Raw genomic sequence first — 10,501 nt, forward strand, 5'->3', positions numbered from 1 at the left:
GTAGCCTCAGAGCGTCCCCCCGCGACACCCCCGGGAGAGCCGCACATGCCCTTCACCAGCGCCTCGGACGTCGAGATCTACTACGAGACGGCGGGAGACCCGTCCGGCAGGCCGCTGGTGCTGATCGAGGGCTTCGGCGGGCAGCTCATCGGCTGGCACGAGGAGTTCTGCGCGCTCCTCATCGACGCCGGGTTCCACCTCATCCGGCTGGACAACCGCGACGTCGGGCTGTCGCAGAAGTTCGGCGGCCCCGAGGACCTCGACGGCGGCTACGGGCTGTCGGACATGGCGTACGACGTGGTCAGGGTGCTCGACGCGCTGGGCCTGGAGAGCGCCCACGTGGCGGGCCGGTCGATGGGCGGGATGATCGCGCAGTTGCTGGCGATCGAGCACCCGCGGCGGGTATGCGGCCTGGCGCTGTTCTACTCGATCCCGGGGCGGTCGCCGAGGTACGTGCTGCACGGCGAGCACCCCGAGCGCCTGATGGCGCAGCCCAGGTACGGGCGCGACGAGGTGATCGCGTACGCGGCGGCCGCCCACCGGGAGGCCCGGCCCGACCATCCGGAGTCGGAGGTGGAGTGGGCCCGCGACCGCGCCGCCGAGGCGTACGACCGCTGCTACGCCCCCGACGGCATGGCCCGCCAGTGGGCGGCGCTGGTGCGCGCCCCCGAGCGGCTCGAACGGCTGCGCGCGGTCGAGGCGCCCACGGTGCTGGTGCACGGACGCGACGACCCGCTGCTGCACTGGCACGCCTCTGCGGACATGGCCGAGGCGATCCCCGGCTCTGAGCTGCACGTCTATCCCGGCATGGGTCACTGGCTGGAGCGCCGGCTGTGGCCCGACCACGTCGCCGCGATCACGCGTACGGCCCGCCGCCACGAGCTCGCGGGCGCCGGCTAGGAGGCTGTGCCCGGCCAGTTGGACAGGGTGAAGTGGAGGACGTCGAGGATCGCGGACCACGAGCTGTCGGTGTCGCGCACCCCGCTCGAATGGCTGAAGGACTGGGCCGCCTCCAGGCTCACGAACCCGTGGAAGGTGCTGCCGAGCAGCCGGATCGCGTCGATCTGGTCCGCCTCGGGCACCCGGTAGCCGCGCAGGATGGCGCGCGTCATCTCGGCGTGCCGGACGCCCGCGCTGGCCGTCGCGGTCTCCGTGTCGAGCGGGAAGCGGGTGGCGGCGTAGCGTCCCGGATGCCGCCTGGCGTAGTCGCGGTAGGCGTTGGCGAAGGCCACCAGCGCGTCCTTGCCGGCACGCCCGGCCAGCGCGTCGCTCACCTCGTCGGCCAGCTCCGCCAGGGCGAACAGCGCCACCTTGATCCGCAGGTCGCGCATGCTCTTGATGTGGGAGTAGAGGCTGCCCTCCTTGACCCCGAAGCTGCGCGCCAGCGCCGTGATCGTCACGTTGTCGAAGCCGAGCTCGTCGGCCAGGTCCGCCGCCACCTCGGTGAGGCGGTCGACGGTCACCCCCGCACGTGCCATGGACGTCCTCCCAGAAACCTAAACTATTTATGCATTTGCATAATAGTTTGAGCTTGTCTAGCCTCGCTACTCATGAAAGCCATCACCGAGCGTGACATCCGCGCGTCCTTCGTCAACTGCTCCAAGGGTGAGGCCAAGCGGCTCGGCCTGCCCAAGGACCTCGACGACCAGCCGTGGGACGACCTCGACTTCCTGGGCTGGCGCGATCCTGGCGCGCCGGAGCGCACCTATCTGGTCGTCGAACATGACGGGCGGCTGACCGGGATCGCGTTGCGGGTGACGTCCGGCGGCGGGCGCGGCTTCACCTCGCGCAGCATGTGCTCGCTCTGCCTGACCACGCGGACGGGCGGCGGCGTGGCGCTGATGACGGCGCGACGCACCGGCGAGGCGGGCCGGCTGGGCAACACCGTCGGGCAGTACCTCTGCAACGACCTGGACTGCTCGTTGTACCTGCGGGGCAGGAAGGAGTCGATGTCCGGGGGCGATCTGGAGGAGACGCTGCCGCTGGAGGGCAGGATCGCCCGCCTGCACGCCAACCTGGACGCCTTCCTCGCCAAGATCGCCGCCTGAGACTCTGGGTACGGCGCGAAGACGGCATCGCCGCGGGCGGCCCACAGGGCCGTTACAGCAGGCGGCGCTGGAGGACGTCGGCGAGGGCCGTGGACACGAGCCGCTCGACCTCGGCCTCGTCCGGCGGGCCGCCCGCCCGCCCGGCGAACAGCAGGTGCCCGGACCCGATCAGCATGAGCGCGAGGGTGTCGACGTCGGCGTCCGCGGCGATGCGGCCCATGGCGCGCTCCTCGGCCAGATAGACCGCGATCATGCCGGTGGCCTCGGTGAGGATCGGAACGCCCGCGGGCGCGGTGACACGGAGCAGCGCACGCAGGTCGTCGCGGAAGACGAGCAGGCCGACGACGGCCACCGCGACCGAGCCGAACAACTCGGTGAGCGCGCCCGCGAGGTTGCCGGTCACGGTGCCGGTGCCCGCGGCGGCGCGCAGGACGGCCGCCTGCCGCTCGACCCCGGCGATGCGCTCACGGACCAGCTCGGCCAGGAACTCGTCGAAGTCGGCGAAGTGCCGGTGCAGGACCCCCTTGGCGCAGCCCGCCTCGGTGGTGACGGCGCGGCTGGTCAGAGCCTGGGGGCCGGCGCGGAGCAGCACCCGTTCGGCGGCGTCGAACAGCTGCCGGCGCGCGTCGCGCATGGCCACTCCAGTCGGCATGACACGCCTTCCTTCCTCGCGGGGGGAGCCACTGGCAACTTTATCGGCCGGCGCGCCCCATCGATCTGGAGTGAACACTCACTCCGCACGTTCGACGTCATCCCTTCCTGACCCTGGATGCCGGCTGTCCGGAACGGTGGCGTACCCACTGATCGGACTACTGCGGAGAAAACGGCGGAACCTACTGAGTCCGCCCGAACGTCCAACCAGAGCTAGCGTTCGCGTCCGGCACCCGTACCCGTTGTGGTGGTGCCGGCGCCGTAGTCCGGCCTGTTCGCCTTCGACAAATGACGCGAGTTCAGCCCCTCCCTCCACGTCACGGCAGACCGCCGTGGCGGTCGTCGCCATGCGCCGGTTCGCCGGGTGGAGGGCCAGATGACTCCGATCCACATGGAGGACGCGTATGAGGTTCGACCGACCGCGCCCGCAGCGGCGGGTCTCCCGGCAGTTGCTCAAGGTCGCGGCCGTCGCGATCGTCACGGCCGGCGGGCTCGGTGTGACCGTGACGGCCTCGGCGGCCACCCTGACGCCGCCGGCCCCGACCCCGACGATCACCGGGTCCCCCACAGGAACTCCGACCGGAACTCCGACGGAAACCCCCGTACCGACGGAGACTCCGGCTCCGACGCCCACCGCGACCGAGGTGCCGTCGATCAACCCCTGGAGCTTCCTGGGCGCGATGCACGGCGAGTTCGTGGTCCCGACCAAGGACGGGTGCGGCACCGTCACGGTGCTCGCCCAGACGGGGCAGGTGTCCGCCCTCGCGACGGACTCCATCACGGTACGCAGCCAGGACGGGTTCGAGCAGACGTACACGATCGACGAGACCACGCGCCGGCCGGTGCGCTTCCGTGACCGGGAGGCCCAGATCGAGCAGGGCGGCTGGGTGTCGGTGACGGCCACCACGGACGGCACGACGGCCAGGGCGCTGAACGTGCTCGACCTGTCGCGCCCCGTCCGGCTGTACCCGTGGAACAACCGCGAGTGGAAGCGGGCCAAGCAGTGGTGGAGAGGGGTCGTGCCGACGTGGCAGACGCCGGCTCCCTGCCCGACGCCGACGACGACCGCCACGCCGATCCCGTCGGACACCGCGACACCGCCCCCCACCGAGGCACCGACCGAGGCACCGACCGAGACGCCGACCGAGACGCCGACCGAGGTCCCGACGGAGACTCCCACGGAAACCCCGACAGAGACCCCCACAGAGACACCGACCGAGACACCGACCGAGACACCGGGCTCCTGACCGGCCCAGTGAGCGGGCAGGTGAGCGGGCAGGTGAGCGGGCAGGTGGCTGGCGATATCCCGTGGGAAATTGTCGATCGGCCCACTGGGGCGAGGGTGCCGGGCGGCCTAGCGTTGCCTGCGCACCCGCCGCGACCACCCCAGAAACGGATGATCACGTCCCATGTCCATCGTCATGCCGATCCTCATCGGCGTCGTCGCCGTCACCCTGATCTCCCTGGTCCCCGAGCGGCACCGGCGCCCGCTCAACGCCGTCGTGGTGGCCGGGGCGGGCGCCGCCTACCTGAGCGGGGACGGGCTCGGTCCGTGGGAGTTCGTGCTGCCGGTCGTGATGAGTTACGTCGCCTACCGGGGGCTGGAGAGCTGGACCTGGATCGGCGTCGGCTGGCTGCTGCACACCGCGTGGGACGTGATCCACCATCTGAACGGCACCCCGCTGCTGCCCTTCGCCGAGCTGTCGTCGTTCGGCTGCGCCATCTGCGACCCGGTGATAGCGCTGTGGTGCTTCGCGGGCGGGCCCTCCATCGTCGGCCTGGTACCGGCCCGGATCCGCCGCGATCCCGCGCTGGGCGGGCCCGAACAGGAGTGACGCTCGGCGGGCCCGTAGCCGGTATGAGCGGAAAGGCCCGTCAGTCCGGGGCATACTGCGCGATCCCGTCCCCGAACGACCAGTCGATCGACTCGTTCTCGGTCAGCGTGACGAACACGTTCCGGGGCTCGGTGCCGGCGTACTCGTGGGCGAGTTCGGCGATGCGCCGGTAGAGCGCCCTCTTCTGCGCGGGCGTGCGCCCCGAGCGGAACGTGATCGCCACGAACACGAGGTCGTCGTCGCGGCCGATGCCGGGGAAGCCGTCGTAGCGCAGCGTGCCGGTGGTGCCGTCGTGGCTGGTCAGGACCTGGAAGCGGTCGTCGTACGGGATGCCGATGGTCTCGGCCATGGCGTCGTGCACGGCGCGGCCGAGCGCGTCGAGCCGGTCGGGGCCGGCCCTGAGCGCGTCGATGCGGACGAAGGGCATGTCAGTCCTCTCCTGGGCGGACGGCGAGCAGGGCGAGGGCGCCCTCGACGGCCTGGGCGTAGGCGGCGGCCGAGCCGGTGGCGCGGGCCAGCACGTAGCCGCCCTGCACCACCGCGACCAGTGCCGTGGCCGTGGCGGCAGGGTCGAGGCCCGCGCCGAGGTCGCCGTCGTCGCGGGCGCGCGTCAGCGACTCCGTCAGCCGGCCGGTGAGCCAGGAGAAGGTGCGCTCGATCGGCTCGCGCAGCTCCGGGTCCTTCATCACGTCGGGGTCCTGGGTGAGGCGGCCGACGGGGCAGCCCTTGAGGGCGTCGCGTTCGCGGCGCAGGTAGGCGGCGACCTGCTCCAGGGCGGTGCCGGGGCCGGTGAACGCGGCCTGCGCCCTGTCCCTCAGCTCCGTTGCGCTGCGGTCGATCGCGGCCCTGGCCAGGTCCGGCTTGCCGCGGAAGTGGTGGTACATGCTCCCCTGGCCGGCGCCGGCCCGCTCCTGGATCGCCTTCGGGCTCGTGCCCACGTAACCGCGCTCCCACAGCAGCTCGCGGGTGCTCTGGATGAGCCGTTCCCTCGTGTCCATGCCGTACATACTAGTAGGTACAGTCTCATTCGCTACCATCCACCAGGTGGAAGATCACGCGATGGCCCCTCTGTGCCTGCTCGCGGGCGCGCCGGGCGCGGGCAAGACGACCCTGCTCCCCCATCTGGTCGAGCGGGCGGGCGGGGTCGTCGTCATGAACATGGACGACCCCGGCGAGCTCGCGCCGGGAGCGCGGTGGGCGGAGCCGGCCCGCTGGGCGCTGCTGGACTGCCCGGACGACGAGCGGATACGCAGGCTGCGGGCGCGCGGCGGCCCCGCCGAGTGGATCGGCGGCGCGCTGGCGGACGCCGCCGAGGGTCGCGAGCTGATCCCCAAGGTCTTCGGCACGGGCGGCGGCGAGCCGGCCGCCGGGGTGGCGGAGCGGATTCTCGCCTGGGCACGCGAACAGGCCGGGTGACGAAGATCACAAGCGGCCGTTCGTCTCGTATGATCCGATCAGGGCGAGGAAGGCGGGATCATGGCCGGAGATCACGATCGCGACGCGCAGGGCTTACCGGACGAGCGGGCTCCCCAAGGGGTCGATCCGACGGTTCCCAGCGTCGCGCGCATGTACGACTACTACCTGGGCGGCAAGGACAACTTCCACGCCGACCGGGTGGCGGCGGAGCAGATCGTCGCCATCGCCCGCGAGAGCGGCGCCGACGTGCGGGAGATGGCCCTGGCCAACCGCGGCTTCCTCGTCCGCGCCGTACGCCACATCGCCGGCTCGGGCGTACGGCAGTTCCTCGACATCGGCACGGGCCTGCCCACCCAGGACAACGTGCACCAGGTGGTCCAGCGGGAGGCGCCCGGCTCGAAGGTCGTCTACGTCGACGACGACCCGATCGTGCTCGTCCACGCCCAGGCCCTGCTCGCCGACAACCCCCACACCGCCGTGATCGAGGGCGACCTGCACCGGCCCGACGCCATCCTGAAGGCCGCCGCCGCCCACCTCGACCTCTCCCAGCCGGTCGCGATCATCGTGGCGGCCGTCTTCCACTTCTTCCCCGACGACGACGAGGTGGCCGCGATCGTCGCCACCCTGCGCGAGGCCCTGGTGCCCGGCGGCCATCTGGTGATCTCCCACAGCTACGTCGAGCCCGAGGAGGGACGGGCCGACAAGATGGACGAGGCCAGGGGCGTCTACCGTCGCTCGGCCGCGGGGACGATCACCTGGCGCGACCGGGAGACCATGCGCGGCTACTTCGCCGGGCTTGAGCTGCTGGAGCCGGGGATCGTACCGGTCCAGGAGTGGCGCGACGACGACCCGTACCCGGCGCCCGGGCTGGCCAAGGGCGGAGTCCTGGCGGGGGTCGGCCGGCGGCGCTGAGGCGCGACACGCGGATGGCCTGTTTGACCTGGAGTGCACTCCAGCAGACAGGCTGTCCTCATGCAGAACGCCATGAGAACGCGTGCCATCGGAAACGTCCAGGTCAGCGCCATCGGGCTCGGGGCCATGCCCATGTCGGTGGCCGGTCACATGCCGGACGAGGAGCAGTCGATCCGGACGATCCTCGCCGCCCTGGACGCCGGCATCACCCTGATCGACACGGCCGACGCCTACACGCCCTCCCACGAGGAGGTCGGCCACAACGAACGCCTGGTGGCCAAGGCGCTGGCGCGCTGGGGCGGTGACACCGGCTCCGTGCTCGTCGCCACCAAGGGCGGCCACACCCGTACGCCGGACGGCTGGGACATGGACGGGAGCCCGTCGTACCTGCGGGAGGCTTGCGACCGGTCGCTGAAGGCCCTGGGTGTGGACAGCATCGGGCTCTACCAGCACCACCGGCCCGACCCGAAGGTGCCGTACGAGGAGACCATCGGCGCGTTGAAGGAGCTGCACGACGCCGGCAAGATCCGGATGGCCGGCATCTCGAACGCCGATCCGGCGCAGATCAGGCTCGCCCACGACATCCTCGGCGAGCGCCTGGTGAGCGTGCAGAACGAGTACTCGCCGCGGTTCCGTACCAGTGAGCCCGAGATCGACGTGTGCGAGGAGCTCGGCCTGGCCTTCCTGCCCTGGTCGCCGCTCGGCGGCATCGGCCGCACCGGCGAGCTGCGCGAGCGCAACGCCGCCTTCACCGACATCGCGCAGGCGCACGGCGTGTCCCCGCAGCAGGTCTGCCTGGCCTGGGAGCTGGCCCGCAGCCCGGTCGTCATCCCGATCCCGGGCGCCAGCCGGCCGGAGACCATCGTCGACTCCGCCGGCGCCGCGGCCCTGGAGCTGAGCGCGGAGGAGCTCGCCCGCCTGAGCTGACCTCAGCGACCGGCGCCCCCGCCCTGAGGGGGCGCCGCGTTCCGGCTACTTCCCCGAGGCGTCCCCCGGGAGAACCAGCTCCCGGGCCTTGGTGCCGAGGTCGGTCAGCAGCGTGGCCGTGCCGGTGGTGACGTCCACCGCGTAGAGGCGTCGGCTCGACTCGACGGACGTCGCCACCGTGACGACCTTCTCGCTGCGCCACACGGACAGTCCGTCGATCCCCGTCGTCGCCGGCACGCCGGTCATCTGCACCTTCCGTACGATTCGCCCGGTCTCGGCGTCGAGCACGCCGAACGTGGTGCGCGCACCCTTCCGGTAGTCCGCGTGGTCGATCGCGACCACCGTGCGGCCGTCCTGGTGCAGCTCGCTGAAGCCGATCCAGGCCCCCTTGAACCGGACCGGCTTCCCGCCGCCTGCCACGGGCATCCGCCACAGGTCGGTCTTGACGTAACGGACCAGTTCGACGACCCCCTGTTTGATGCTGATCGGCTCGTACCGGCTGTTCAGCCGCTTCGCCCTCCCGGTGCGCAGATCGATCAGCGTCGTGGGGCGCTTCTTCCCGATCAGCGGGTCGAAGGCCAGGTGGCGGCCGTCGTCGGAGAGCACGAGGATGGCGCCGGCCTTGATCTCCTCCTGCCGGAACCTGATCGGCGAGGTCACCTCACGCCCGGTCATGAGGTCGCGCACCACGAAGGCCGCCGCCTCGTCGCTGTAGTAGGCGAGCTTGCGGCCGTCGCGGCTGAGCGCGAGGGGGACGCGGTTGTGCGCCGCGGTGAAAGCGAGCGCCTGCGGCATCCGGTACGTCGTGCCGCCGGCGGTGACCACCCGCCACTCGGCGGGGCCGCAGTCGATCGTCCGGGGGGCCTGGCCGGCCGTGCACGCCGTCCGGTAGGCGTGGCTGACCGCCCCCACCTTCCCCTCGGGCAGTTCGGGCACCTTCACGGCGTTCTGCGGCGTGGCGTCGGCGGCGAGCCGGTGCCACGGCATCACCAGGGCCGCGCTCGTCGCGCCCGCCACCGCGAGCGCCGTCACGGACGTGATGGCCAGCGCCGTCCGTATCCGCCTGCGGCGGTGCCCGGCGATCACCAGGTCGGCCAGGTTCACCATGGGGGCGTCGGCGGCGATGTCGCCCAGCGCCTCGCGCAGCCTCGTCACCGGGCCACCTCCTCGATCTCGTTCTCGGACAGCAGGTGCGCCAGCTCGGGAGCGATCGTCCGCAGCCGGGCCAGCGCGTGATGGGTCTGGCTCTTGACGTTGCCGACGGAGCACCCGAGCACCTCGGCCGCCTGCGCCTCGGTCATGTCCTCCCAGAAGCGCAGCACGATCACGGCCCGCTGCTTGGGGGCCAGCCGGGTCATCGCCTGGCGCAGCACGATCCGGTCCAGCGTCCTCTCGTCGCTCGAGACGCCGTGCTCGGGTACGGCGGCGCTCGGCAGCTCGACGCGGGGTCGGCGGCGCCACGAGATGTACTGGTTCACCAGCGCCTTGCGCGTGTACGCCACCGGGTCGCCGCCGCCCTTGGACAGCTTGCCCCACTGCCCGAGCATCTTGACCAGCACGCTCTGCAGCAGGTCCTCGGCGAGGTGCGCGTCCCCCGTGAGCAGGTACGCCGTCCGCATCAGCGCTTGCTGGCGGACGAGCACGAACTCGCGGAAGCCGTCGTGATCGTTCAATTCGACTCCTCTCGCCCGTTCCCTACGCCGGGGGCGGGCGAAAGGTTGTAGTGGTCGTCCAGATTCTCGTACGGCCTCAGGCGACCGGGCCCAGCGCCAGCACGGCCACGACCGGCGCGAGATACAGCAGCGGGAACGGGACGTGGGCGTACGAGCGCGCCCTGAGCACGGTGATCACGGCCCCGGTGAAGTACAGCACCAGCCCGATCCCGGCCATGACCCCGGCGACGGGCACGACCAGCCCCGCCAGCAGCCCGGCGGCCCCCGCGGCCTTGGCCGTGCCCAGCCAGGGCCACCACCTGCGGGCGACGCCGTACTCGGACAGCGGCTCCACGACCCACTTGGCGCGGATGAAGATGGACAGCGCGGAGAAACCCACCCAGAGGGCGGTCAGGACGGTGACGACGGCAGTGAACATCAGACGCTCCTTCACGAACGGCCGCCGGCCCGGGCGCGGTGCCCCGGAGCGGCCGATTCAGACGCATTCACCGCCTTGACCCGGGCCGGGGCACGAGTGTGACACCCCCTCGCGCGAACGCTTCCGGCCCAGGGATCGGCTCGCCGAGGATCCAGGAGCCGGGAATCCAAAGGGCGAGGGTCCAAGGGGCGAGGGGCGGGGCGTTGTGGTGCCCCGCCTGCTCAGGTCGCGCGGTCGCGCAGGTACTCGGTCACCGTGGTGGCGCGGAGCATGTGGGGGTCGAGCAGTTCGGCGCGTCGCCGGGGGATGCCGCCGGCGAGGGCGGCGTCGGTGAGGGCGTTCCTGAGCCAGCGCACGTCCACCGGCCGGCCGTCGGCGCGCGTGAGCAGGGGCTCCCCCGCCGTCCGGTCGGACGACAGGTGGCACAGCAGGGGGCGGGCCGGCGTCGGGACCGGGAAGGCGACGAGGTCGCCCCGCGCGTCGTGCATGGTCACGATGGCGGGCTCCCCTGACGCGACCGCCCGCAGGTCCTGGAGGGTCAGCCCGGCCAGGGCGTCCGCGCTCGCGCCGGTGGCGGCGAGCAGCTCGACGGCGACGGCCTCGGCGGTGCGGCCGCCGGCG

At 72.0% G+C, this 10,501-nt stretch carries 15 protein-coding genes; 7 read left to right on the forward strand and 8 right to left on the reverse strand.

Going from position 1 to position 10,501, the window contains the following annotated elements; genetic code table 11:
• The first annotated feature begins 45 nt into the window (after nucleotides 1-45).
• Nucleotides 46-900 (forward strand): alpha/beta fold hydrolase, encoded by an 855-nt coding sequence (locus ABFX54_RS32730; protein ID WP_346110442.1) that lies wholly within the window; start codon nucleotides 46-48, stop codon nucleotides 898-900.
• On the opposite strand, the gene ABFX54_RS32735 is transcribed toward ABFX54_RS32730, so the two are convergent.
• Nucleotides 897-1,478 carry a TetR/AcrR family transcriptional regulator gene (locus tag ABFX54_RS32735; protein ID WP_346110443.1) on the reverse strand — a complete coding sequence of 194 codons (582 nt, stop codon included), beginning with the start codon at nucleotides 1,476-1,478 and terminating at the stop codon, nucleotides 897-899. The two genes, ABFX54_RS32730 and ABFX54_RS32735, sit on opposite strands and share 4 nt — an antisense overlap.
• Before the next feature lie 72 nt (nucleotides 1,479-1,550).
• Here ABFX54_RS32735 and ABFX54_RS32740 point away from each other — a divergent pair, with 72 nt between their 5' ends.
• The gene (locus tag ABFX54_RS32740) at nucleotides 1,551-2,048 is read left to right on the forward strand and encodes an FBP domain-containing protein (protein WP_346110444.1); all 498 of its coding nucleotides are present in this window, start codon (nucleotides 1,551-1,553) and stop codon (nucleotides 2,046-2,048) included.
• A 52-nt stretch (nucleotides 2,049-2,100) separates the two neighbouring features.
• Here ABFX54_RS32740 and ABFX54_RS32745 read toward each other — a convergent pair whose 3' ends face one another.
• Complete coding sequence (locus tag ABFX54_RS32745; protein ID WP_346110445.1) at nucleotides 2,101-2,700, reverse strand: TetR/AcrR family transcriptional regulator; 600 nt, start codon at nucleotides 2,698-2,700, stop codon at nucleotides 2,101-2,103.
• Between the two features lie 403 nt (nucleotides 2,701-3,103).
• Between ABFX54_RS32745 and ABFX54_RS32750 the strand changes: the two genes are divergently transcribed.
• Together ABFX54_RS32750 and ABFX54_RS32755 are read left to right on the forward strand one after the other, a co-directional pair.
• A complete protein-coding gene (locus tag ABFX54_RS32750; RefSeq protein ID WP_346110446.1) occupies nucleotides 3,104-3,946 on the forward strand; it encodes a hypothetical protein in 843 nt (280 codons plus the stop codon).
• Nucleotides 3,947-4,108: 162 nt separating this feature from the next.
• Nucleotides 4,109-4,534, forward strand: a complete 426-nt coding sequence (locus ABFX54_RS32755) for a DUF6010 family protein (RefSeq protein ID WP_346110447.1) — start codon at nucleotides 4,109-4,111, stop codon at nucleotides 4,532-4,534.
• A 40-nt stretch (nucleotides 4,535-4,574) separates the two neighbouring features.
• On the opposite strand, the gene ABFX54_RS32760 is transcribed toward ABFX54_RS32755, so the two are convergent.
• Both ABFX54_RS32760 and ABFX54_RS32765 read right to left on the reverse strand, forming a co-directional pair.
• Nucleotides 4,575-4,961 (reverse strand): tautomerase family protein, encoded by a 387-nt coding sequence (locus tag ABFX54_RS32760; protein ID WP_346110448.1) that lies wholly within the window; start codon nucleotides 4,959-4,961, stop codon nucleotides 4,575-4,577.
• A gap of 1 nt (nucleotide 4,962) precedes the next feature.
• Nucleotides 4,963-5,532 carry a TetR/AcrR family transcriptional regulator gene (locus ABFX54_RS32765; protein WP_346110449.1) on the reverse strand — a complete coding sequence of 190 codons (570 nt, stop codon included), beginning with the start codon at nucleotides 5,530-5,532 and terminating at the stop codon, nucleotides 4,963-4,965.
• 46 nt (nucleotides 5,533-5,578) lie between these two features.
• On the opposite strand from ABFX54_RS32765, the gene ABFX54_RS32770 reads away from it, so the two are divergent.
• The 3 genes from ABFX54_RS32770 (at nucleotide 5,579) to ABFX54_RS32780 (ending at nucleotide 7,789) form a co-directional block, all read left to right on the forward strand.
• On the forward strand, nucleotides 5,579-5,950 hold the full coding sequence (locus ABFX54_RS32770) for a zeta toxin family protein (protein WP_346110450.1): 372 nt from the start codon (nucleotides 5,579-5,581) through the stop codon (nucleotides 5,948-5,950).
• Between the two features lie 60 nt (nucleotides 5,951-6,010).
• The gene (locus ABFX54_RS32775; RefSeq protein WP_346110451.1) at nucleotides 6,011-6,862 is read left to right on the forward strand and encodes an SAM-dependent methyltransferase; all 852 of its coding nucleotides are present in this window, start codon (nucleotides 6,011-6,013) and stop codon (nucleotides 6,860-6,862) included.
• Between the two features lie 72 nt (nucleotides 6,863-6,934).
• A complete protein-coding gene (locus ABFX54_RS32780; protein ID WP_346110452.1) occupies nucleotides 6,935-7,789 on the forward strand; it encodes an aldo/keto reductase in 855 nt (284 codons plus the stop codon).
• A 45-nt stretch (nucleotides 7,790-7,834) separates the two neighbouring features.
• Here the strand turns inward: ABFX54_RS32780 and ABFX54_RS32785 are convergent, their stop codons facing one another.
• The 4 genes from ABFX54_RS32785 to ABFX54_RS32800 all read right to left on the reverse strand — a co-directional run.
• A complete protein-coding gene (locus tag ABFX54_RS32785) occupies nucleotides 7,835-8,944 on the reverse strand; it encodes a hypothetical protein (RefSeq protein ID WP_346110453.1) in 1,110 nt (369 codons plus the stop codon).
• Complete coding sequence (locus ABFX54_RS32790) at nucleotides 8,941-9,462, reverse strand: SigE family RNA polymerase sigma factor (protein ID WP_346110454.1); 522 nt, start codon at nucleotides 9,460-9,462, stop codon at nucleotides 8,941-8,943. Before ABFX54_RS32790 ends, ABFX54_RS32785 begins: the two co-directional genes overlap by 4 nt.
• Nucleotides 9,463-9,538: 76 nt before the next feature.
• Nucleotides 9,539-9,880 carry a DoxX family protein gene (locus ABFX54_RS32795; protein WP_346110455.1) on the reverse strand — a complete coding sequence of 114 codons (342 nt, stop codon included), beginning with the start codon at nucleotides 9,878-9,880 and terminating at the stop codon, nucleotides 9,539-9,541.
• Between the two features lie 221 nt (nucleotides 9,881-10,101).
• Nucleotides 10,102-10,501 (reverse strand): hypothetical protein (locus ABFX54_RS32800; protein ID WP_346110456.1); only part of this gene is annotated, 400 nt, incomplete at its 5' end.

The sequence above is a fragment of the Nonomuraea maheshkhaliensis genome, from assembly GCF_039529435.1.
GTDB lineage: Bacteria > Actinomycetota > Actinomycetes > Streptosporangiales > Streptosporangiaceae > Nonomuraea > Nonomuraea maheshkhaliensis.

What these genes read in the sequence shown, in the direction of transcription:
- ABFX54_RS32730 (WP_346110442.1), top strand. Translation starts at nt 46, where the DNA reads ATGCCCTTCACCAGCGCCTCGGACGTCGAGATCTACTACGAGACGGCG.
- ABFX54_RS32735 (WP_346110443.1), bottom strand. Translation starts at nt 1,478, where the DNA reads ATGGCACGTGCGGGGGTGACCGTCGACCGCCTCACCGAGGTGGCGGCG.
- ABFX54_RS32740 (WP_346110444.1), top strand. Translation starts at nt 1,551, where the DNA reads ATGAAAGCCATCACCGAGCGTGACATCCGCGCGTCCTTCGTCAACTGC.
- ABFX54_RS32745 (WP_346110445.1), bottom strand. Translation starts at nt 2,700, where the DNA reads ATGCCGACTGGAGTGGCCATGCGCGACGCGCGCCGGCAGCTGTTCGAC.
- ABFX54_RS32750 (WP_346110446.1), top strand. Translation starts at nt 3,104, where the DNA reads ATGAGGTTCGACCGACCGCGCCCGCAGCGGCGGGTCTCCCGGCAGTTG.
- ABFX54_RS32755 (WP_346110447.1), top strand. Translation starts at nt 4,109, where the DNA reads ATGTCCATCGTCATGCCGATCCTCATCGGCGTCGTCGCCGTCACCCTG.
- ABFX54_RS32760 (WP_346110448.1), bottom strand. Translation starts at nt 4,961, where the DNA reads ATGCCCTTCGTCCGCATCGACGCGCTCAGGGCCGGCCCCGACCGGCTC.
- ABFX54_RS32765 (WP_346110449.1), bottom strand. Translation starts at nt 5,532, where the DNA reads ATGGACACGAGGGAACGGCTCATCCAGAGCACCCGCGAGCTGCTGTGG.
- ABFX54_RS32775 (WP_346110451.1), top strand. Translation starts at nt 6,011, where the DNA reads ATGGCCGGAGATCACGATCGCGACGCGCAGGGCTTACCGGACGAGCGG.
- ABFX54_RS32780 (WP_346110452.1), top strand. Translation starts at nt 6,935, where the DNA reads ATGAGAACGCGTGCCATCGGAAACGTCCAGGTCAGCGCCATCGGGCTC.
- ABFX54_RS32795 (WP_346110455.1), bottom strand. Translation starts at nt 9,880, where the DNA reads ATGTTCACTGCCGTCGTCACCGTCCTGACCGCCCTCTGGGTGGGTTTC.